Annotated in this window: 20 protein-coding genes and 1 riboswitch; of the genes, 10 read left to right on the forward strand and 10 right to left on the reverse strand. The window is 73.9% G+C overall.

Annotated elements, in window-relative coordinates; genetic code table 11:
* Positions 1 to 5: 5 nt before the first annotated feature.
* Positions 6 to 248, reverse strand: coding sequence for a sulfur carrier protein ThiS (gene thiS / locus ACFY7C_RS13625; protein ID WP_389648526.1), 243 nt, complete (start codon positions 246 to 248; stop codon positions 6 to 8).
* On the reverse strand, positions 245 to 1,408 hold the full coding sequence (gene thiO / locus ACFY7C_RS13630; protein WP_389648529.1) for a glycine oxidase ThiO: 1,164 nt from the start codon (positions 1,406 to 1,408) through the stop codon (positions 245 to 247). Before thiO ends, thiS begins: the two co-directional genes overlap by 4 nt.
* Positions 1,406 to 1,518, reverse strand: a riboswitch (TPP riboswitch). (Overlaps the previous gene by 3 nt.)
* An 83-nt stretch (positions 1,519 to 1,601) precedes the next feature.
* Between thiO and ACFY7C_RS13635 the strand changes: the two genes are divergently transcribed.
* The 5 genes from ACFY7C_RS13635 (at position 1,602) to ACFY7C_RS13655 (ending at position 6,221) form a co-directional block, all read left to right on the forward strand.
* The gene (locus ACFY7C_RS13635; protein WP_389648532.1) at positions 1,602 to 3,080 is read left to right on the forward strand and encodes an NAD(P)/FAD-dependent oxidoreductase; all 1,479 of its coding nucleotides are present in this window, start codon (positions 1,602 to 1,604) and stop codon (positions 3,078 to 3,080) included.
* Positions 3,081 to 3,123: 43 nt separating this feature from the next.
* Positions 3,124 to 3,489, forward strand: coding sequence for an Rv2175c family DNA-binding protein (locus ACFY7C_RS13640; RefSeq protein WP_389648535.1), 366 nt, complete (start codon positions 3,124 to 3,126; stop codon positions 3,487 to 3,489).
* Positions 3,490 to 3,703: 214 nt separating this feature from the next.
* On the forward strand, positions 3,704 to 4,354 hold the full coding sequence (thiE, locus tag ACFY7C_RS13645; protein WP_389648538.1) for a thiamine phosphate synthase: 651 nt from the start codon (positions 3,704 to 3,706) through the stop codon (positions 4,352 to 4,354).
* Positions 4,355 to 4,460: 106 nt separating this feature from the next.
* Entirely contained in the window at positions 4,461 to 5,378 is a 918-nt protein-coding gene (metF, locus tag ACFY7C_RS13650) for a methylenetetrahydrofolate reductase [NAD(P)H] (protein WP_389648541.1), read from the forward strand.
* Positions 5,379 to 5,429: 51 nt separating this feature from the next.
* Positions 5,430 to 6,221: a hypothetical protein gene (locus ACFY7C_RS13655; protein WP_389648544.1), complete on the forward strand. Its 792-nt coding sequence runs from the start codon at positions 5,430 to 5,432 to the stop codon at positions 6,219 to 6,221.
* A gap of 12 nt (positions 6,222 to 6,233) precedes the next feature.
* On the opposite strand, the gene ACFY7C_RS13660 is transcribed toward ACFY7C_RS13655, so the two are convergent.
* From ACFY7C_RS13660 to ACFY7C_RS13680, 5 genes are all read right to left on the reverse strand, one after another.
* On the reverse strand, positions 6,234 to 7,640 hold the full coding sequence (locus ACFY7C_RS13660) for a phytoene desaturase family protein (protein WP_389648547.1): 1,407 nt from the start codon (positions 7,638 to 7,640) through the stop codon (positions 6,234 to 6,236).
* A gap of 31 nt (positions 7,641 to 7,671) precedes the next feature.
* Complete coding sequence (locus ACFY7C_RS13665) at positions 7,672 to 8,286, reverse strand: DUF4126 domain-containing protein (protein WP_389648550.1); 615 nt, start codon at positions 8,284 to 8,286, stop codon at positions 7,672 to 7,674.
* Between the two features lie 314 nt (positions 8,287 to 8,600).
* Positions 8,601 to 9,209, reverse strand: coding sequence for a TetR/AcrR family transcriptional regulator (locus ACFY7C_RS13670; protein ID WP_389648553.1), 609 nt, complete (start codon positions 9,207 to 9,209; stop codon positions 8,601 to 8,603).
* A 38-nt stretch (positions 9,210 to 9,247) separates the two neighbouring features.
* Positions 9,248 to 11,341, reverse strand: coding sequence for a YhgE/Pip family protein (locus tag ACFY7C_RS13675; protein WP_389648556.1), 2,094 nt, complete (start codon positions 11,339 to 11,341; stop codon positions 9,248 to 9,250).
* Complete coding sequence (locus ACFY7C_RS13680) at positions 11,328 to 12,266, reverse strand: ATP-binding cassette domain-containing protein (protein ID WP_389648559.1); 939 nt, start codon at positions 12,264 to 12,266, stop codon at positions 11,328 to 11,330. Before ACFY7C_RS13680 ends, ACFY7C_RS13675 begins: the two co-directional genes overlap by 14 nt.
* Positions 12,267 to 12,419: 153 nt before the next feature.
* Between ACFY7C_RS13680 and ACFY7C_RS13685 the strand changes: the two genes are divergently transcribed.
* From ACFY7C_RS13685 to ACFY7C_RS13695, 3 genes are all read left to right on the forward strand, one after another.
* Positions 12,420 to 12,950 (forward strand): SAV_6107 family HEPN domain-containing protein, encoded by a 531-nt coding sequence (locus tag ACFY7C_RS13685; RefSeq protein ID WP_389648561.1) that lies wholly within the window; start codon positions 12,420 to 12,422, stop codon positions 12,948 to 12,950.
* 66 nt (positions 12,951 to 13,016) lie between these two features.
* Positions 13,017 to 13,805 (forward strand): class I SAM-dependent methyltransferase, encoded by a 789-nt coding sequence (locus ACFY7C_RS13690; RefSeq protein ID WP_389648564.1) that lies wholly within the window; start codon positions 13,017 to 13,019, stop codon positions 13,803 to 13,805.
* A 307-nt stretch (positions 13,806 to 14,112) separates the two neighbouring features.
* A complete protein-coding gene (locus ACFY7C_RS13695; RefSeq protein ID WP_389648566.1) occupies positions 14,113 to 14,517 on the forward strand; it encodes a DUF3040 domain-containing protein in 405 nt (134 codons plus the stop codon).
* Positions 14,518 to 14,600: 83 nt separating this feature from the next.
* On the opposite strand, the gene ACFY7C_RS13700 is transcribed toward ACFY7C_RS13695, so the two are convergent.
* From ACFY7C_RS13700 to ACFY7C_RS13710, 3 genes are read right to left on the reverse strand one after another with little or no spacing between them, the layout of a single operon-like run.
* A complete protein-coding gene (locus tag ACFY7C_RS13700) occupies positions 14,601 to 16,994 on the reverse strand; it encodes a DUF3488 and DUF4129 domain-containing transglutaminase family protein (RefSeq protein ID WP_389648569.1) in 2,394 nt (797 codons plus the stop codon).
* Positions 16,991 to 18,406: a DUF58 domain-containing protein gene (locus tag ACFY7C_RS13705; protein WP_389648572.1), complete on the reverse strand. Its 1,416-nt coding sequence runs from the start codon at positions 18,404 to 18,406 to the stop codon at positions 16,991 to 16,993. Before ACFY7C_RS13705 ends, ACFY7C_RS13700 begins: the two co-directional genes overlap by 4 nt.
* The gene (locus ACFY7C_RS13710) at positions 18,406 to 19,443 is read right to left on the reverse strand and encodes an AAA family ATPase (RefSeq protein WP_389648575.1); all 1,038 of its coding nucleotides are present in this window, start codon (positions 19,441 to 19,443) and stop codon (positions 18,406 to 18,408) included. The genes ACFY7C_RS13705 and ACFY7C_RS13710 overlap by 1 nt, the downstream gene beginning before the upstream one ends.
* Before the next feature lie 496 nt (positions 19,444 to 19,939).
* Between ACFY7C_RS13710 and rsmH the strand changes: the two genes are divergently transcribed.
* Together rsmH and ACFY7C_RS13720 are read left to right on the forward strand one after the other, a co-directional pair.
* A complete protein-coding gene (gene rsmH, locus ACFY7C_RS13715) occupies positions 19,940 to 20,899 on the forward strand; it encodes a 16S rRNA (cytosine(1402)-N(4))-methyltransferase RsmH (RefSeq protein ID WP_389648578.1) in 960 nt (319 codons plus the stop codon).
* Positions 20,896 to 21,435 carry a septum formation initiator family protein gene (locus ACFY7C_RS13720; RefSeq protein ID WP_389648580.1) on the forward strand — a complete coding sequence of 180 codons (540 nt, stop codon included), beginning with the start codon at positions 20,896 to 20,898 and terminating at the stop codon, positions 21,433 to 21,435. The genes rsmH and ACFY7C_RS13720 overlap by 4 nt, the downstream gene beginning before the upstream one ends.
* Positions 21,436 to 21,438 lie beyond the last annotated feature (3 nt).

The raw sequence follows: 21,438 nt of genomic DNA on the forward strand, positions 1-21,438 counted from the left end.
CGCGCTCAGCCTCCCTGCACCGCGGTCAGGACCTCGATCCGGTCGCCCTCGCCGAGCACGGTGGCGGCCCACCGGCCACGCGGCACGACCGTCTCGTTGACGGCGGCGGCCACCCCGGCGGAGGCCGTGGTGAGGGTGGCGACGAGGGCGTCGAGGGAGAGCGGGCCCGCCAGGACGCGGGCCTCTCCGTTCACGGACACGGTCACGGTCACGGAAGGGTCCGCGGAGGTGTTCTGGGGGGTGTTCATGCGTGCTCCAGGTGCGCGGGGAGGAAGCGGCGGGCGGTGAAGGGGCGCGCCTCGTCCGGCAGCGTGCCGGTGGTGAGCGCCTCCGCCATCACGTCGCCGGTGACGGGGGTGAGCAGCACCCCGTTGCGGTAGTGGCCGGTGGCCAGGTGCAGGCCGGGCAGGGCGCTCGGGCCGAGCAGCGGCGCGTTGTCGGGGGAGCCGGGCCGCAGCCCGGCGCGGGTCTCGGTGAGCGGCAGTTCGGTGATGCCGGGCACCAGCTCGTGCGCGTCGCGCAGCAGCTCGTAGACCCCGCCCGCGGTCACGGTGGTGTCCCAGCCGAGCTCCTCGCTGGTGGCGCCGACGACGAGCTCGCCGTTCTCGCGCGGGACGAGGTAGACCTGGCTGCCGCGGACCACCGCCCGGACCGTCCGGGACAGGAACGGCGCGTACGCGGGCGGCACCCGCAGCCGCAGCACCTGCCCCTTCACGGGCCGAACGGGCGGCAGCACGTCCGCCGGTACGCCGTCGAGCCGGCCGCTGAGGCTGCCCGCGGCCAGCACCACCTGCTCCGCCGCCGGCTCTGCCCCGTCGGCCAGGACCGCGCCGCGCGCCCGGTCGCCCACCACCGTGAGCCGCTCCGCGCGAGTCCGGTGGAAGACCACCCCGGCCCGCTCGCAGGCGGCCACGAGGGCGTCGGCGAGCCGGCGCGGATCGACCTGGTGGTCGCCGTCCACCCGCAGCCCGCCCCGCACGCCGGGCGCCAGCATGGGCTCCAGACGGCGGCACTCGCGCCCGCTGAGCCATTCCGAGGCGAGTCCGCAGCGGGTCTGCAGGGCGTGGAGTTCGCGCAGGTGGGCCCGGTCGTCGGCGTCGAGCGCGACGGCGAGGGTGCCGCAGGCGCGGTAGCCGACGTCGTGGCCGGTGGTCTCGGCGAGTTCGGCGACGAAGTCGGGGTAGCGGCGGGCGGAGGCCAGGTTGAGGCCGAGGAGGGTCTCCTCGCCGTAGTGCAGTTCGGTGACGGCGGCGAGCATGCCCGCCGCCACCCGGGCGGCCCCGCCGCCCGGTTCGGGGTCGGCCACGGCGGTGCGCAGTCCGCGTTGCGCGGCCCGCCAGGCCGTGACCAGGCCGATGATCCCGCCCCCGATGACGAGGACGTCGGAAGTACTGCTCGTACGCGACATGGGCGTCCAGCCCCTCCCTTCGCCGGCATGACCCGGATCAGGTTCGTACGGTCGGAGGCCGGCCAGCCTCCCTCTCAGCCCGGTGCGTCCGGGCTCCCGCGAGTGCTTTACGGCGGCCAGACTAGCCGCCGAGGGCGGAGCGCCACAGGACCCCTCCCTTCCTGACGGTTCGTCAGATGCGTAAGGTGGCCGTGTGAGCGAGCAGAAGAGCGAGCAGTCCAGCGGGAAGAACAGCGCCGACCCCATGGAGCCGACGGCCACCCGGCCGCCCGCCACCCCCGGCGCCCCGCCGCACCCGACAGCCGCCGCCCCGACCGGAACCCCGGCCGCCGTGCGTCCCGGCCCGGAGGCGACCACTGCCCCGGCTGGGACCCCGGCCGCCGTACAGCCCGGCCCCGCGTCAGCCGCCGCCCCGGCCGCGCCGCGCAGCGGTCGGCACGTCGTGATCGTCGGCGCCGGAATGGCGGGCGTGCAGACCGCCGTCGCCCTGCGCGAGCAGGGCTTCACGGGCCCCGTCACCCTCATCGGCGCAGAGCCCCACCAGCCCTACGACCGGCCGCCGCTCTCCAAGGCGGTCCTGCTCGGCAAGGCCGAGGACTCCGCCTTCGACATCGACTTCGAGGACCTCGGTGTCGAGCTGCGCCTCGGCGTCGAGGTCACCGGCCTGCGCGCCGCCGACCACGAGGTCGACACGGAGGCCGGCCCCGTCCCGTACGACACCCTCGTCGTCGCCACCGGCGCCCATCCGCTCACCCTGCCCGGCAGCGAGGGCGTCCCCGGCGTCCACCTGCTGCGCACCCTGGACGACGCGGCCCGACTCAAGCCGGTCCTGGAACGCCGCCACGACATCGTCGTCGTCGGCGCCGGCTGGATCGGCGCCGAGTTCGCCACCGCCGCCCGCGAGGCCGGCTGCGCCGTCACCGTCGTCGAGGCGGCGGACCGTCCCCTCCCCGGCGCCCTGCCGGCCGAGGTGACCGCTCCCATGGCGGCCTGGTACGCCGAGAGCGGCACCGAACTCCGCCTGCACGCGCGCGTGCGGCAGGTCGAGGAGGGACGGGTCGTCCTCGACGAGGACGCGACCGGTTCCGAGGCCTCGGCGGCCCCGGCCGCCTCCACCGCCCCCCGGGAGCTGCCCGCCGACGCCGTCGTCGTCGGCATCGGCGCCCGGCCCGCCACCGGCTGGCTCGCCGGATCCGGCGTCGCGCTCGACCCGAGTGGCGCGGTCACCGCCGACGATCGCCTGCGCGCCTCGCTGCCCGACGTGTACGCGGTCGGGGACTGCGCCTCCTTCCCGTCGGCCCGCTACGGCGAACGGCTCCTCGTCCACCACTGGGACAACGCCCTCCAGGGCCCCCGTACCGTCGCCGCCGACATCCTCGGCGAGGCCCCCGCGCCCTACGACCCGGTGCCCTACTTCTGGTCCGAGCAGTTCGGCCGCTTCGTCCAGTACGCCGGACACCACGGCGCCGCCGACACCCTGCTGTGGCGCGGCGACCCGGCCGACGAGGCCTGGACCGTGCTCTGGCTGCGCGGCGACGCGCTCGTGGCGCTGCTCGCGGTGGGCCGCCCCCGCGATCTGGCCCAGGGGCGCCGGCTGATCGAGCACGGCACGCCCGTCGACCCGGAGCGGGCCGCGGACCCCTCCGTACCTCTGAAGGCGGCAGTCCGGTAGGGCCCGACTACCGGCTGTCAGTCCGGGATGGCACGCTTGTCCCGTGACCGAGATTGACGCAAAGATCGATGCTCTCGTCCCCGCCTGGCTCTACCTCCCCGACATCGCGGAAATGCTCGACGTCGAGGTGACGCGCGTGCGGCAGCTGGTCAAGGAGGGCCAGCTCATCGCCGTGCGCCGTGGTGAGAACAAGGCGCTGCAGGTGCCGGCCGCCTTCATCCAGGGCGACAAGGTCGTCAAGGGGCTCGTGGGCACCCTGACGCTCCTGCGGGACGACGGCTTCACCGACGAAGAGATGCTGGAGTGGCTCTTCACTCCCGACCCGACCCTGCCCGGCACCCCCGCGCAGGCCCTCGGCGAGAATCGCGGCACGGAGGTGAAGCGCCGCGCCCAGGCGCTCGCCGTCTGACGCGGTTACGCGACCGCCGCGCCGACGCAGCCACGCACCGGCGCGGCCACGCATACGATGCGCCTCGCGCCGGTGCGCCGCGCACCGCGCGCCGACGCGCCGCGCACCGGGAACGCTCGCCGAGCGGACCCACGAACAGCACCCGCGGGTGCCGGGCCGGCCGGTCCTTACCGGCCGGCCCGGCACCGGCACCACCCACCAGGGGGGAACGACCATGTCCACGCCTCGCGCCCGGCTCTCCGACGCCCGGCTCTATCTGTGCACCGACGCCCGCAAGCGGCAGGGCGACCTGCCCGCCTTCCTGGACGCCGTGCTCTCCTCCGGCGTGGACATCGTGCAGCTCCGCGACAAGGGCATGGAGGCCGGTGAGGAGCTCGAGCACCTGGCCGTCCTCGCCGAGGCCTGCCGCCGCCACGGCACGCTCCTCGCCGTCAACGACCGGGCCGACGTCGCCCACGCCATCGGCTCCGACGTGCTGCATCTCGGCCAGGGTGACCTGCCCGTGCCCGCCGCCCGCGCCATCCTCGGCGACGACGTGCTGATGGGCCGCTCCTGCCACGCCGAGGAGGAGGTGGCCGCGGCCGCCGCCGAGCCGGGCGTGGACTACTTCTGCACCGGCCCGTGCTGGCCCACCCCCACCAAGCCGGGGCGTCACGCGCCGGGCCTCGACCTCGTGCGGTACGCGGCGGGCCTGGCCCAGGACCGGCCCTGGTTCGCCATCGGCGGCATCGACGAGACCAACCTGGACGAGGTCCTGGACGCCGGAGCCCGCCGGATCGTCGTCGTCCGCGCGATCACCGAGGCCGACGACCCGGCCGCCGCCACGGCCGCCCTCGCCAAGCGGGTCCGCGAGCGCCTCGCGTAGATCGTCCCGGTCCGGGCGGCCCCGGCCGGCGTCCTGCTGTCCTGAAACGTGTCCACAAGGCGGACTCGGCTTCACCCCGCTCGTAGACCCCGTCTAACCTGCCCGTATGGCCCTTGGTACCGCTTCCGTCCGCTCGGACCGTGCACGCACGGTCCGCGACATCCTCGCCTCCGGTGGCACCTCCTACTCCTTCGAGTTCTTCGCGCCCCGGACCGAGAAGAGCGAGCAGAGCCTCTGGAACGCGATGCGCCGGATCGAGGCGGTGGGGCCGAGCTTCGTCTCCGTCACCTACGGCGCCGGCGGCTCCACGCGCGGAGGCACGGTCAAGGCCACCCAGAAGATCGCCTCCGACACCACCCTCACCCCGGTCGCCCACCTCACCGCCGTCGACCACTCGATCGCCGAGCTCCGCAACATCCTCGGCCAGTACGCCGACGCCGGAATCCGGAACATGCTCGCCGTCCGCGGCGACCCGCCGGGCGACCCGCTCGGCGAGTGGGTCGCCCACCCCGAAGGCGTGCGGTACGCCGCCGACCTCGTCCGGCTGATCAAGGAGTCGGGCGACTTCTGCGTGGGCGTCGCCGCCTTCCCGGAGATGCACCCGCGCTCCACCGACTGGGACACCGACGTCCGCCACTTCGTGGACAAGTGCCGGGCCGGCGCCGACTACGCGATCACCCAGATGTTCTTCGACCCGGAGGCGTATCTGCGGCTGCGCGACAGCGTCCAGAAGGCGGGCTGCGACACCCCGATCATTCCCGAGGTCATGCCCGTGGTGAGCGCGCGAACCCTGGAGCGGCTGCCCCAGCTGAGCAACGCGGTCTTCCCGGAGAACGTGAAAGAACGGATCCTCGCCGTCAAGGACGATCCGGCCGCTGTACGCTCCATTGGCATCGAGTTCGCGACGGAGTTCTGCGCGCGTCTGCTGTCCGAGGGTGTCCCCGGGCTGCACTTCATCACGCTGAACAACGCCAGGGCGACGCTCGAGATCTACGAGAATCTCGGACTGCACCAGCAGTCGTGACCGGTCGTACCCGCCCCTACCCGCGGCGGTGGCCGTAGGAGAGGGGCGGGCATGGGGTGGACGGTCCTCTACATCGCGTTCGGTGTCGTGGCGTTGTGGCTGCTGGGTGAGGTGCTCCTGCAGTACAAGGCGCGGCTGCGCTGGCGGCTGCTCGCCTTCGGCGGCTTCCTCGGCGTGGTCCTCGGCGTGCTGCTGCCGTCGGTGCTGGTCATCATCCTCGGGGCCGCCGCCTTCGCCGTCGGCCAGACCTATGTGACCCTCTCCTTCCGGCGGGGCTTCTCCACCGGCTGGGCCCTGGGCGGCAACCCGGGCGCCAGCCGCCGCCGCAGGTCCGCCTCGCCGGCGCAGGAGGGCCCGACCCTGGAGGTCAGCGACCTCTCGTACGAGCCGGCCGACCACGCCGGAGACCGGACGGATGCCGCCGCCGAGACCACATCGGTGTACGAGCCGCAGCCGATCCCCGACGAGACCGGCCAGTACGCCGTCTACGGCGCCGCCTACGACCAGCACCAGCAGCAGCCGCCGCAGTACGCCGACCCGTACGCCACCGGGTACGAGCAGCAGCCCGCGTACGACTACGGCACCGGCGGCCAGCAGACCTACGCGGCCTACTCCGACCCGTACATCGGCCAGCAGTACCACGACGCGAGCGCCCAGTACGGCGGCGGCTACCAGCAGCCCTACGCCGACCAGTACGCCCCCTCGTACACCTACGACACGCCCCCCGGTGGCGTCTGGGTCCCGCAGGTCCCGCAGCAGCGGGACACCGACCAGCAGACGCAGTACCAGGAGCAGCAGGGCTACTACGGCTACGGCGACGACCAGCCGCAGCACCGTCCCTGACGCGGCCCGCGGCTACTGCGAGCCGCGGAAGTCCGCGCCCTCCACGATCAGGCCGGCGACCAGCGCGCCCGACATGCCGGCGTGGGCGAGCCCGCCGCCGGGGTGGGACCAGCCGCCGGCGAAGTGGAGGCCGGGGAGCAGCGAGACGTTGGCCGCCGGGAGACACCGCCCGCCGGCGCCCGCGAGCGCGGGCCCGGGGACCTCGGCGACGCCGGTCTCCCGCAGCGTGTGGTCGGGGGTGCGGACCTCCTGCCAGAGCAGCCGCTCCCGCAGCCCCGGCACGGCCGCCTCGGCCTGCCGCAGCATCCGCCCGGCGACCGCGCTCCAGTCCCGCCCGCCCGCGATGCGGACGGTCGAGGTGACGGTCGCCGACTCGTGGGCGCCGTCGGGCCGCAGGGCCGGGTCGTCCGGCCGCAGCACGGTCACGGTGGGCAGCTCGCCGGAGCCGTGCACGACGGTGCGGTGGACCGCGCCGGACTCCCGGGCGCCGCGCAGGGCCAGACAGACCGTCACCCGGCCCGTACCGAGGGCCTGGACGTGTGGGGCGAGGTCGGGACGCAGGCCGGGCACCGGCGCGCCCGACACCACGTGGTCCGCCTCGACGACCTGCCCGCCGGCCAGCCCGACGCCGCACGCCCGCCCGTCCTTCTCCAGGACCTCCTCGACGCGCGTGTCGAAGACGAACTCCACCCGCCGCTGCCGGCACCGCTCGTACACCGCGTCCGCGAGCGCCCGGATGCCGCCGCCCACATACCAGCTGCCGAAGGTCTGCTCCATGTACGGCAGCACGGCCGCCGCGGCCGGGGCGGTGGCCGGGTCGAAGCCGTAGCTCCACGCGTACGCGTCGAGGAGCGCGGCGAGCCGCGGGTCGCGCAGCTCGCGGGAGCCGATCCGCGCGAGCGTGGTCGTCCGGGATCGCAGCAGGCCCGCCTTCAGCGCCGGGTAGGGCTCGCGGCCCAGCGGCGTGAGGTCGGTCGGCTGCGGCTCCTCCAGGAGGGGGCGGCGCGTGCGGTCCCAGGCCTCGCGGGCCCGCACCAGGAAGTCGCCCCAGCGCTCGCCCGCGCCCGCGCCGAGCGCCGCGTCCAGGGCGGCGACCGTGCCCGCGCGCGAGGCGTTCGGCAGGTCGACGCGGGTGCCGTCGGCGAAGACATGACGGCTCGCCGGGTCGACCTGGCTGAGCGTCACACACTCCTCGAGCGGCTGCTTCCCGGTCTTGACGAACAGATCGCGGTAGACGGCGGGCAGGTGCAGCAGGCCGGGGCCGGTGTCGAAACCGAACCCGTCCCGCTCGAACCGGCGGACCCCGCCCCCGTACGTCCCGCCGCTCTCGTACACCGTCACGCGGTGGCCCGCCACGGCCAGCCGGGCGGCTGCCGCCATGGCGCCGAGACCCGCGCCGATCACCACAATCCGTGCCATGTCAGGGACTTTATCGGCCCCCACCGACGACTCAGCCGGAAGGTGGCCGGCCGGCCGCCGCCATCCGCCGCTCCTCGCGGCGCTGCGCCCGGCGCCGCCAGAAGCGGCGGATGCGGTGGGCGAGGAAGGCCAGGGTCACCAGGCCTCCGACGAGCAGCACGGCCGCGATGACGGCCGCCGCGACCGGATGGAAGATCGCGAAGGTGACGACTCCGGCGACCCCGAGGTCCTCCGCCACGGACACGGCGATGTTGGAGAAGGGTTCCGGCGAGGTGTTGATCGCCATCCGCGTCCCGGCCTTGACGAAGTGGCTCATCAGGGCCGTCGAGCCGCCGACCGCGCCCGCCGCCAGCTCGGGCAGTGAACCCGACTGCCCGGCGAGCAGCGCGGCGACCACCGCCCCGCTGAGCGGCCGGATCACCGTGTGGACGGAGTCCCACACGTTGTCGACGTACGGGATCTTGTCCGCGACCGCCTCGCACAGGAACAGCACTCCGGCGGCGATCAGGACGTCGGGCCGTTGCAGCGCCTCGGGCACCTCGTCGGTGAGACCGGTGGCGCCGAAGACGCCGAGCAGCAGGATCACCGCGTACGCGTTGATCCCGCTCGCCCAGCCGCTCGTGAAGACCAGGGGGAGTACGGACACGTCCGCGATCGTAGCCAGCTCTGAGTATCCGTACCTAGGGGGAGAGATGAGTAGGGACGCGGATGGGCCGTGACCTGTGAGGAGGGGAGAGTGGACCGCACGGAAGGAGCGCGGCTCCGGACCGCCGGCACGGGGCGGCGGAACGGGGCCGCGCGCCTGCCGGTACGGGGGACACGGGGGAACACGGGGAGACCCGGGGGAACACGGGGGGACCGAAAGAAGCGCCGGTCCGGCGAGGCTCGGGGGGATCGAGCCTCGCCGGACCGGCGCCTTTCGTTTCGTCTTTCGTTTCGTCGCGGGCCGTGCCCGCCGCGCTAGCAGCCGCCGACGCGCCCGTGGAGCAGCCGGGAGAGCGCGGCGTGCACGTCGTCCAGGGAGCGCTCGCTCTGGAAGGCCTGCCAGTCCAGCGCGGCCACCAGGACCATGCCGACCAGGGCGGACGCCGTCAGCTGCACGTCGATCTCGTCGCTCAGCTCACCGGCCGCCACGCCCTCGCGCAGCACGCCCTCCACCACGGCGACGGCCTCCTGACGGACCACCAGGAGGGTCGAGTTCCAGGCCCGTCCGGTGCGCCAGAGCTCGGCCACGTACAGCTGCGTGAAGGCCGGGTAGCGGTCGATGAAGACGAGACCGGCCCGGATCATCGCGTCCAGCGCCTCGACCCGGGTGCCGCCGCGCCCGGCGGTCTCCTCGGCCGCCGCCCGCAGGGAGGCGGTGAGGAGGGCGACCCCGTGCCTCAGCAGCTCCTCGAAGAGCTCGGTCTTGCTCTTGAAGTTGTAGTAGACCGTGCCCTTGGCCACGCCCGCCCGCTCGGCGATCTCGTCGACCGTCGTCGCCGAGAAGCCCTGCTCCGCGATGAGGGTGACGGCCGCTTCGTAGAGCTTGGCGCGGGTGGCCTGCCGTCTGGTGCTGCTGCTGTCCATGGGGTCGATTCTCACAGGTCCGCCGGTCGCCACGGGGCTCACAGGGACAGTTCGGGGTGAAGCCGGTCCAGCGTCCACACCTGCTTCTGACGGGCGGAGAGCGCGGTCAGCGCGAGCGCGCCCACCGTGAAGGCCGTGAGGACGGCGCACGCCTGCCACACCGGCCCGATCCCGCCGCCCGTGATGAGCCGGCGCAGCGCCTCGACCACGTACGTCATGGGCAGGTAGGGGTGGATCGCGTTGAAGAAGCCGGGGCTGGTCTGCACGGGGTAGGTGCCGCCCGCCGAGGTCAGCTGGAGCATCAGCACCGCGAGCACCAGGATGCGTCCCGCCGCGCCGAACTTGGCGTTGAGCCACTGGATGATGGCGGCGAAGCAGCAGGTCACCAGGACCAGGAAGCCGACGGTGCCGGCGGCCCTGGCCATCTGCAGGCCGAGGCCCCAGTGGAGCACCGACATCAGCGCGGCCACCTGGGCGACGCCGATCGCGGCGACCGGGAGCCAGCCCGCGAGCGCGATCCGCCAGGCGGAGGCGCCGGCGGCGAGGGCACGGCGGTTGAGCGGCTGGATGATCATGTACGCGACCATCGCGCCGACCCAGAGGGACAGCGGGATGAAGTACGGGGCGAAACCGGTCCCGTAGTTGGGCGCCTTGTGCATGGACTGCGCGGCGAGCTTGACCGGGTCGGCCATCACCTCGGTGCGGCGGTCGCGGTCGTTCTTGTCGTAGTCGGGGATCTTCTTCACGCCGTCGCTGAGCCCGGTGGCCAGCTCGCCCGAGCCGTCGGCCAGCTTGAACAGACCGCCGTCGAGGTCGCCCGCGCCCTTCTTCAGCTTGCCGACACCGGTGTCCAGGCCGGCCGAGCCGCCGCGGGCGCTGGTGAGGCCGGTGTGCAGCCGGTCGGCGCCGTCGGCGACCTGCTGGGCGCCCTTGTTGAGCTCGTTGATCTTCTTGATGGCGCCCGCGATGTCCTCGTCCAGGCGAGGGGAGCGCCGGGCGAGCTCGTCGGCGTCCTTCTTGAGCTTGGCGAGCCGGGCGTCGAGGGTCTTCAGGTCGCCGGTGCTGTCCTTGGTCAGCTCGTGCAGGTCGTCGGCGATTTTCGCGACGTCGTCGGCGCTGACCGAGGCCTTCCTGAGGAGCTCGCAGCCCTTGGTGTCCTTCAGCGGATCGAGGCCGGTCGTGCAGTGCTCGCGGTAGTACGCGGAAAGCTCCTCGTCGGCCTTGTGGGCGGCGCTGCGGGCGATCGGGGCACGGCGTACGAGGTCGTCCAGGTTGTTCCGGACGGCGGTGGTCGAGTCGGAGACCAGCCGGGCGGTGTCGCGGATGGACTTGCCGTTGTTCGCCAGGTAGGGGCGGACCTTGTCGGCCGTGCCGTTGACCTTGTCGGCGAGCTGCTGGGTGCCGTCGGCGACCTTCCGGGAGCCGACCTCCAGGTCCTTGGCGCCCTTGTCGAGCTTCTTGATGCCCGAGGCCAGTTCGCCGCTGCCCTTCTTGGCGTCCTTGAGGCCGTCGGCGAGGCTCTTGGAGCCCGCCTTCGCCTTGTCGACGCCCTCCTTGAGGTCGCCCGCGCCCTTGGCGGCCTCCTCGGTGGCGTCGTGGAGGTCGGAGAAGGAGATGAAGATCTTGTCCAGGAAGGTGCGCGAGGACTTGGTGGAGGCGGCGGTGCGCACCTCGGAGAAGACCGTGCGGGAGATCTGGCCGACGATGTAGTTGTTGGCGTCGTTCGTCCGGACCCTCAGGGCGCCGGTCTCGGGGGAGTCGCCGGAGCTGGAGGCGATCCGCTCGCTGAAGTCGGACGGCATGGTCAGGGACAGGTAGTACGTGCCGTCCTCGACGCCCTCGCGCGCCTGCGCGTCGCTCACCTCGTGCCACTCGAAGACGGCGCTCTCGCGCAGGCTCTCGGTGATGTCGGCGCCCGCGGTGATCCTCTTCCCGTCGGCGGTGGCGCCGCGGTCCTCGTTGACGAGGGCGACGGGGATCCGGTCGAGCCTGCTGTACGGGTCCCAGAACGACCACAGGTACAGCGCGCCGTACAGCAGCGGCAGCAGCAGGATGGCGACGAGCGCGGCCCGCGGCAGCTTCCCCCTGCCGAACCGCTTCAGCTCGAGCGCGGCCAGCCTAGGCGAGCGCATCGGTCTCCCCCTTCTCGGTCTTGGTCTCGGTCTTCTCGGTGTTCTCGGCGTTCTCGGTCTTCGTGTCCGTCTGCGTCCGGGGCTTCGTGTCGCTCGTGTCGGCGTCCGCGGCGGTGTCGGAGGCGCCATCCGCCGTGTCGTCGTCCGCCGTGTCGTCGTCCGCCGTGTCGTCGTCCGTCGCCGCCGGGGCGGCGGGGCGGGCGGGCTCGTCCCGGTCGCCGCCGGCCGTGGAGATCCGCAGGGCGCCCTCGGGGGCCTCGCTGCACACGGCGAGGACGGTGGTGCCGGCCGCGGCGACCGACCGCAGCAGGGCCCAGGCCTCGGCGCGGTCGGCGTCCGACAACTTCAGGTCGGCGTCGTCCAGGGCGAGCAGCCTCGGCCGCCCGATGAGGGCCAGGGCGAGGGACAGGCGCAGCGCCTCCAGGCGCTCCAGGTCCCGTACGGCCGTGCGCTCGCCCTTCGGCAGCGCGTCCACGTCCAGGCCGGCGGCCGTCAGCGCCTCGTCGATACGGGCCCGCGCGGCGGCGGCGCGCTCGGAGGGCGGGCGCAGCAGGGCCTTGAGCGAGCCGTCGAAGCGGCGCTGGAGCAGGGCCCGCTCGCGCAGGTGCTCGGCGACGGTGAGGGCCGGATCGAGGTCGCTGACACCGGGCACCGGGCCCAGGGCGCTGATCCGGCGGACCGCCGCCATCTTGCGGGGCAGCCGGAGCCCGGCGACCTCGGCGTGGCCCTCGTGGGCCTTCATGCGGCCGGCGAGGGCGAGCAGCAGACAGGTGCGGCCGGAGCCGGAAGGGCCCTCGATCGCGACGAGGGTGCCGGGCGCCGCCTCGAGGTCCACGCCGCGGAACGCCCAGCCGCGTGGGCCCTTCAGGCCGAATCCCTCCGCGACGACGGCGGCGCCGTGCGGCTCGTCCGGGTGCGCTTCCACGATCCCCCCTCTTTTGAACTGACCAGTCAGTGCAAAAACTTACCGCTGTGACCGCCTGGAGGCAAAAACCCAGGTCAGCGCGATTGTCAGTGGGGGCGGGCACGATGAACACATACGGCCACAGCGCCGTCACCCGACGACAGGAGGCTCGTCATGGCCGGCCACTCCGCCGCAGCCACACCCCGGCGCCGTACCAGTCGCCCCGCCGCCCCCTCCCAGCTCGGACCCGCGTCCGACATCCACCCGGTCCTGCGCCGCACCTCGGCACCGCCCGCCGCTCTCGACCTGCTCGCCAAGGCCAGGGCCGGAATCGACGAGGCCGCCGCGCTCGACATGCCCCACGAGCGGTACGCCACCGCCCACCTCGCCGCCCTGCGCACCGCCGCCGCCGTGCTCGCCGCCCGGGGCAGGCCCGAGCGCGACCCCCGCAAGCGGGCCCGCATCCGCAGCACCTGGGACGTGCTGCCCGAGATAGCGCCCGAGCTGACCGAGTGGAGCGCCCTCTTCGCCTCCGGCGCCGAGCGCCGGGCCCGCGCCGAGGCCGGGATCACCGGCGCCGCCACCGCGCGGGACGCCGACGACCTGCTCAGGGACGCCGCCGTGTTCCTGCGCCTGGTCGAGCGTCTGCTCGTCCTCCAGCCGGTGCTGCCGCGCCAGCCGGGCGCAGAGGAGGCCACGGGATGATCGGGGGAATCGGCCCGAGGCCATAGGGTGGGAGCGTTCGCACCCGTCACCGAGGAGTCAACAGCCGTGTCGGACCCTTCCCCTGTCTCCGGTCGAGAGGCGACCTCGCGCCCGTCGCGCGCCTCCCTGCGCACCGCCGTCGTCTGGGACGTCCTCAAAGACGCCCTCGACCGCCGGGTCAAGGCCACCGGGACCGACAGCCTCGATGTCCTCGACACCGGCGGCGGCTCCGGCAACTTCGCGGTCCCGGTGGCCCGTCTCGGCCACCGGGTCACCGTCGTCGACCCCAGCCCCAACGCGCTGTTCGCCCTGGAGCGGCGGGCCGCCGAGGCGGGCGTCGCCGACCGGGTCCAGGGAGTGCAGGGCGACATCCGCGGACTGTTCGACGTCGTCGAGCGCGAGCGCTTCGACACCGTCCTGTGCCACGGCGTCCTGGAGTACGTGGACGACCCGGCCGAAGGCGTGCGCAACGCGGTCGCCGCGCTGCGCTCCGGCGGCAGCCTCAGCCTGCTCGCCGCCGGGCTCGGCGGCGCCGTCCTGGCCCGCGCCCTCGCCGGCCACTTCACCGAGGCCCGGCACGCGCTGAGCGACCCGGCCGGCCGCTGGGGCGCCGGCGACCCCGTGCCCCGGCGCTTCACCGCCGAGCAGCTCACCGAACTCGCCACCGAGGCCGGCCTCGCCGTCGGCGCCGTCCACGGCGTGCGGGTCTTCGCCGACCTGGTCCCCGGCGTCCTCGTCGACACCGAACCGGGCGCCGCCGACGCCCTGCTCCGCCTCGAAGCCGCGGCGGCGGAACTGCCCTCCTTCCACGCCATCGCGACCCAGCTGCACGTCCTGGGCGAGAAGCCCGCCTGACGACACCCGCACGGCGGTGCCCCCAAGCTCCGGCCGGGGGGCACCGCTGTGCCCGCTGAGCAGCGACGCAGCCGCAGATGGAGTACGCCACAGCCCGCCCGATCGGGGACATGTCGCCGTATGATCGGGGGACACGATCCGGCATGACGGGCAGGGGGCTGGGGAATCAACGCCTCAGCATCCGAACCGCATGGCGGCCCGGATTGGCGATTTGGCATTGAGGGCGGGTTTCACGGGGGCGATTCCCTGCCTATCCTGAAAGGGCCGCAAACCGGTCGCCCCCGCGACCGACGACTAGGAGGACTCCGTGCCGCTCTCGGAGCACGAGCAGCGAATGCTCGAGCAGATGGAGCGAGCGCTGTACGCCGAAGATCCCAAGTTCGCGACAGCGCTCGAGGGAAGCGGACTGCGTACGTACACCCGGCGACGGGTCTACCAGGCAGTCGCCGGCTTCCTGGTGGGTATCGCGCTCCTCATGGCCGGAATGGTCGCTCAGCAGATCTGGATCAGCGTGGTGGGGTTCCTCGTCATGCTGGGCTGCGCGGTCCTGGCGGTCACCGGATGGCGCAAGGCGCCCAAGCCGGGCGAACAAGCGACGGGAGCGACGGCCGGTCACGGTCGTCAGACCCGGCAGCGACGCTCGATGATGACCCGCATCGAAGAGCGGTGGCAGCGCCGCCGCGACGAACAGCAGGGCGGCGGCCACCACTGAGCCCCCTCGCTCCACTCACCCCCTGAACCAACGTGGGCCCGCACCTCCCGGTGCGGGCCCACGTTCGTCTCCGACAACCCCGCCTACGACGGGCTCCTGGTCAGCGCGCGGACCAGGGGAGCGGTCCTCGTCCGGAGCCTGTCCCGGGTCGCGGACCAGCCGTCATGAGCCGCCCACACCACCCGCGCCAACGAGCGCGGAACCAGCAGCGCGCGCAGGCGGGTCGCGCGGGAGGCCGACCCGTGGAAGCCACGAAGGACCGTGTGCGCGTGCTCCGTCAGGCCGGTGGCCGGACGGGGACGCGGGGCGTAGAGGGCCTCCTCGACCGCCCGCGCCACCCGGTGCGCCGCGTCCGCCGCGTCCGGCGGCAGCTCGCCCAGGCGGACCATCCGCGCCGCCGTCCTGCGGGGCGTCTGCGACTCGTCCGGGGCCACCCCGTAGTCCCAGGCCGTGTCGTTGATCTCCTCCCACACCGCCAGGACCCGGCTGACCGGGTCGGCCGCCGGTCCGAGCCGCCGCGACCGCGTCTGCGTCCGCCACAGCAGGGGCAGCAGCGCGAGGAAGGCCACCAGCAGGATGCCCAGGCCCACCGCGAGGCCCATGATGCCCAGCCCGGCGAACCAGCCGGCGTCGTCCTTCGACGCACCGGCGGCGGCCTGGTCCTGTCCGCACTCGCCCAGCCGCTTCTGCTGCGGCGGGCAGCTCTCCGAGGCACTCGGCACCGCCGAGGGCTGGGCAGACGCGCCGGTCGAGGGCTGCGCCGACGGCGTCGCCGCTCCGCCCGCCGACTGTTCGCGGGTGTAGTCCGGCGCGGTGCCCCGCGAGGGCGTCGGCTCGAAACGGGTCCAGCCTGCCCCCTCGAAGTACAGCTCGGGCCACGCGTGCGCGTCCCGGATGCCGACCGAGACGGAGCCGTCGGACTGCGGCGTGCCGGGCATGAAGCCGACCGCGACCCGGGCCGGGATGCCCAGCGAGCGGGCCATCGCGGCCATCGAGAAGGAGAAGTGGACGCAGAAGCCCTTCTTGTCCTTCAGGAAGCGGCTGATCGCCTGCACGCCGGTGCCCGAATCGGCGTTCACGTCATAGCGGAAGCCGCCGTCGTCGGCGAACCAGTCCTGCAGCCGCACCGCGCGCTCGTAGTCGTTGCGCGCCCCGCGGGTGACGTCCAGGGCCGTCGACCTGACCTCGGCCGGCAGGGTCGCCGGGACCCTCGTGTACTCGCGGCGCAGCTTGTCCGGGGCGGCCGGGGACCCCGCCAGCTGCTCGCCGGTCGGCCGCACGTCCAGGCTGGTCACCGTGTAGCGGGCGCCCCGCGTGTCCTGGCCGTCGCCGACCAGCATCCGGCCGGCCGGCTCGTAGCGCCAGTTGCCGCTGATGGAGACCTTCGACGCCGGGTACGGCATCGGCAGCCACTTCTGGTTGTACGCCGGGGAGGCGACGAAGTTGGTGGTGACCTGCGGGGCGCGGACGTCCTGCGCGAGGCCGTCCGGCCAGGGCAGGTCCTCGGGCACGTCCTGGATCGGACGGACGGAGGACTTCCAGGCGGTGCCGTCGAACTGGTCGAGGGCGACGAGCCGCAGATACAGGTTGCCGGTGCTCTCCGCGTTGGTGCGGTAGCGCAGGACCTCGCGGTCCTTCGGCTGACGCAGGTTGTCCTGGAGCGACACCAGCGGGTTCACCGCCGAGATGGTGCCGCCCTGGCCGTCGGATCCCTCGCCGTCGCCGGACTGGCCGAGGAAGCCCCCGTCGAGACCGGGCAGCGCGAACGGCACCACCAGCGCGATGCCCAGGGCGGCCGCGCCGATCCGCCGGCCGGTGCGCACCGGCGCGAACGCCGGACCGCCCTCGCCGGCCGCGGACCCGGGCCGGCCGGAGCGCTGGGCGCCGCCGAAGACCCGGCCCCACTGGGACAGCCGGTCCCGGCCCTCCGCCAGGAGCAGCAGCAGATAGCCGCCGGCGGCGAGCAGGAAGTACAGCCCGCCCGCGCCGCCGCCGGAGAGCCCCGCGGCCACCGAGTACAGCGCCAGCAGCGGCAGGCCCGCCGGGGCCGCGTTGCGGAAGGTGACCGCGAGCGCGTCCACCAGGAGCCCGATCACCGCGACGCCGGTGACCAGGAGCAGCCGGATGCCGGGCGTGTTCGGCGCCGGGATCGCGTACGTGCCGACGTCGTCCACGCCCGCTTCGAACAGTGCCCCGAAGGCGGCGAACACGTCGGGTCCGGGCAGCACGAACAGGATCGCCTGCTCGTGGGCGAACACCACGGTCAGCACGAGCAGCGTGACGGCCGCCTGGGCGGCGATCGTGAGCGGGCGGGCGAGCGGCACCCGCCGGGTCGCCGTGCCGACCGCGCTCTGCAGCCCCAGCAGGATCGCCGCCGTGAAGATCCAGGTCGCCGGCTTCACCAGCGGCAGCAGCGCGGCGGACGCCGTCAGCGTCGCACCGAAGGCCGCGAGCGTCAGCCGCGCGCGCCCGCTCATGACCAACCTCCGTACGTGTCGGCCGCGGGCGCCTCGTGCGACGCCCCGCCGGCCTGCTGCCACAGATCGGCGAGCCGGGTGCCGGGGGTCACGGCGAACGCCTGCCACCCCGCTTCCCGCAGTCGCCGCAGACGGTCCTCCACGGCCCCGGCGACGGCGCCGCCGGTCAGCCAGGTCCCGGAGTCCAGCACGAAGGCGACCGCCGCGCCGCCGCGCTGCCGCATGCGGGCCGCGAGCGCGGCCTGCTCCTCGTCGAGATCGCCGAGGAAGGCGACGAGCAGACCCTCGTGCCCGCCGCGCAGCACGTCGTGGGCGCGGGAGAGCCCGGCCCCCTCCGAGTGGTCGACGACCGCGAGGGTGTCCATCATCAGGCCCGCGGTGTCGGCGGAGTCCTGGCCGCCGCCCCCGGTGAAGCCGTCGGAGCCCTCGCCGGGCACGCCGCTGCCGGTGTCGGTGAGCAGCCGCACCGCGTAGCCGCGCTCCAGCATGTGGGTGAGGACCGAGGCGGCCCCCGAGACGGCCCATTCGAAGGCCGAGTCGGGCCCGCTGCCCTCGTAGGCGATCTCACGGGTGTCCAGGAGCACCGTGCAGCGGGCGCGCTGCGGCTGCTCCTCGCGGCGCACCATCAGCTCGCCGTAGCGTGCGGTGGAGCGCCAGTGGACCCGGCGCAGGTCGTCGCCGTGCCGGTAGGCGCGCGGGATGATGTCGTCGTCCCCGGCGAGCGCGAGGGACCGCTGCTGTCCCTCCCCGTACCCCGCGGACTCGCCGCCGAGCTTCACGGGCGGCAGCGGTTCGGTGCGCGGGATGACGGTCAGCGTGTCGTACGAGCTGAAGGAGCGGGTCAGCTCGCACATCCCGAAGGGGTCGCAGAGGCGCAGCTGGAGCGGGCCGAGCGGAAAGCGTCCGCGCAGGTCGGAGCGGACCCGGTAGGACACCTCGCGGCGGCCGCCCGCCTCCACCCGGTCGAGCACGAACCGGGGCCGCGGCCCCAGCATGTACGGCACGTGGTCCTGGAGCATCAGCAGTCCGGTGGGTAGCCGGGCGACGTTGTCCATGCGGAGGTGGACCCGGGCCTCCGTGCCGGTCTCGACCCGGTGCGGGGCGAGCCGGCGGCCGGCCGCGACCCGGTGGCGGGTGCGGTGCAGGACGACGACGCAGATCAGCGGCAGCACGGCGAGCAGCAGCCCGACGCGCAGCAGATCGCCCTGGCCGAGCACATAGGCGCAGGCGGCGGCGGCGACCCCGGCGGCGAGGAAGGACCGGCCGCGGGTGGTCAGTCCGGCCAGGGCGGCCCGCAGGCTGCCCCGGCCGCCGTCGTCCCCGTACCCGCTGCCGGTCCCGTGCCCGCCCGCGTCGGTCCGGGGGGCGTGCCCCGGCTGCGCCGGCCCCTGCGGAGCGGCGGCGGTGGTCATCACAGCCGCCGGGCGCCGGGCTGGTGCTGGCCGTAGAGCGGACCGGCGGGCGGCACGGCCGGCGCCGGGGGAGCGGTGGCCGGGACGGGGGTCCGCTGGAGGATGTCGTGGACGACCTGCTCGGCGGTGCGGCGGCCCAGCTGGGCCTGCGCGGTGGGCAGCAGCCGGTGGGCGAGCACCGGAGCGGCGAGTGCCTGGAGGTCGTCGGGCAGCACGTACTCCCGGCCGCTGAGCGCGGCGGAGGCCTTCGCGGCCCGCAGCAGGTGCAGCGTGGCGCGCGGGGAGGCGCCGAGTCTCAGATCCGGGTGGGTGCGGGTCGCGGCGACGATCTCGACCGCGTACCGCCGGACGGCGTCGGCGACGTGCACGGCGCGCACCGCCTCGATCAGCTTGACGACGTCATGGGCGTGGGCGACCGGCTGGAGGTCGTCCAGCGGGGACACCGCGCCGTGCACGTCGAGCATCTTCAGCTCGGCCTCGGCGCTCGGATAGCCGATGGAGACCCGGGCCATGAAGCGGTCGCGCTGGGCCTCGGGCAGCGGATAGGTGCCCTCCATCTCCACCGGGTTCTGGGTGGCGACCACCATGAAGGGGCTCGGCAGCTCGTAGGTCTGGCCGTCGACCGTGACCTGACGCTCCTCCATGGACTCCAGGAGCGCGGACTGGGTCTTGGGCGAGGCCCGGTTGATCTCGTCGCCGATCACGATCTGGGCGAAGATCGCGCCCGGCTTGAACTCGAAGTCGCGCCGCTGCTGGTCGAAGATCGACACGCCGGTGATGTCCGACGGCAGCAGGTCGGGCGTGAACTGGATGCGCCGGACCGAGCAGTCGATGGATCGGGCCAGGGTCTTGGCCAGCATCGTCTTCCCGACGCCGGGGACGTCCTCGATGAGGAGATGTCCTTCGGCGAGCAGCACGGTCAGCGCAAGCCGTACGACCTCGGGCTTGCCCTCGATCACACCTTCCACCGACCTGCGGACACGCTCCGCTGTCGTGGTCAGATCTGTGAGGCTCGCTCGGTCGTCATAGGTCGTCACCCGGCCCTCCTCGGCCCTTTCGCAGCACCGACACCTGCCCCCGGCGTCGCGGCCGGGGGGTGTCACCCGTGCATTCTTGTGGCCGTGACGGGGTCGTGTCACTTGCCGACCGCTCGCCTGTGGATAACTGCGGGTGAATTGCCGGGGTTTGTGGGCTTGCGCCGGGCCGGAGTCGTCTTCCCGCGCCGGCTCACGCGGCCGGTTCGGCCGGATCGATCGCGCGCGGCGGCCCCGTCGGCTCGTGCGTAAGGCCCACGGACGACGGCCCCAGAGCCGTCCGGGTGAAACGCGCGAAGCGTCCGACGGCCCCCGGCCGGGGCGCGCGACGCGCCAGCCGGTTGATTGACCGGTGGGGACCGTGGACTAAAGTGGCGCGAAGTTCACGGAGACATCGAGCGATTTCCGCCGTTTCTCCCCGTTGAGTGCGGCGGTACCCACGGCTCGGCCCCTTCCGCTCGCCGGTGGTACCTGTCTCCGCCGGATCTGAGAGGGCGCATTGAGCAACGACCGACACGTCCCGGTGATGCTCCAGCGGTGCCTGGACATGTTGGCGCCCGCCCTCGAGCAGCCCGGCGCGGTCGTCGTCGACTGCACCCTCGGTCTCGGCGGGCACAGCGAGGCGCTCCTGCGGCGCTTCCCGGAGGCGCGGCTCGTCGCCCTCGACCGGGACAAGGAGGCGCTGCGTCTGTCCGGCGAGCGGCTCGCCCCCTTCGGCGACCGCGCGACCCTGGTGCACGCGGTCTACGACGAGCTGCCCGAGGTCCTGGAACGGCTCGGCATCCCGAAGGTCGACGGCGTCCTGTTCGACCTTGGCGTCTCCTCCATGCAGCTGGACGAGGCCGACCGCGGCTTCGCCTACGCGCAGGACGCCCCGCTCGACATGCGCATGGACCAGACGACCGGCATCAGCGCGGCCGAGGTCCTCAACACCTATCCGCCCGGCGAGCTGGTCCGCATCCTGCGCAGCTACGGCGAGGAGAAGCAGGCCAAGCGGATCGTCTCCGCGATCGTGCGCGAGCGCGAGAAGGAGCCGTTCACCAACAGCGCGCGCCTGGTCGAGCTGATCCGCGACTCCCTGCCGCAGGCGGCCAAGCGCACCGGCGGCAACCCGGCCAAGCGCACCTTCCAGGCGCTGCGCATCGAGGTCAACGGGGAGCTGTCGGTCCTGGAGCGCGCGATCCCGGCCGCGGTGAAGGTCCTCGCCGTCGGCGGCCGGATCGCGGTCCTCTCGTACCACTCCCTGGAGGACCGCCTGGTCAAGCAGGTGTTCGCGGCGGGTGCCGCCAACACCGCCCCGCCCGGTCTGCCGGTCGTCCCCGAGCGCTACCAGCCCCGTCTGAAGCTCCTCACCCGCGGCGCCGAACTCCCCACGGAGGAGGAGGTCGCCGAGAACCGCCGGGCCGCCCCAGCGCGTCTGAGGGGTGCGCAGCGGATCAGGGAGGACGAGTCGGCATGACGCGGAAGGGGCCCCTCAAAGGGAGGGCGGCACGGCTCGGCAGGCTCATGCCGTCGGGACCCAGCACCGCCGCCCGTACCCCCTTCGTGCTGCTGGTCGTGCTGCTGCTCGGCGGCGGTCTGATCACCCTCCTGCTGCTCAACTCGGCCCTCAACCAGGGCTCGTTCGAGCTCAGCGAGCTCAAGAAGAAGACCACCGAGCTCACCGACGAGGAGCAGGCCCTCCAGCGGGACGTCGACGACAACTCCGCGCCCGACGCCCTGGAGCGGCGCGCCCGGGAGCTCGGGATGGTCCCCGGCGGCAGCCCCGCCTTCCTCGGGCCGGACGGCAAGGTGCTCGGCGTGCCCTCCAAGGCCGCCCCGCCCAAGCCCAGCCCCACGCCGACACCGCCCGCGAAGCCGGGCACCACCCCTGGCGCCACGCCGGCCGGCCCTGCCGCCACACCGGGCGCCACACCGGCCGGCGCGCCCAGGCTCCCGGTCACACACACACCCGGAACGCCCACCGCGACCGCCCCCACGACCTCCGGCAGGTGACCC

Source organism: Streptomyces sp. NPDC012769 (assembly GCF_042901205.1).
In the GTDB taxonomy this organism is placed as follows: Bacteria; Actinomycetota; Actinomycetes; order Streptomycetales; family Streptomycetaceae; genus Streptomyces.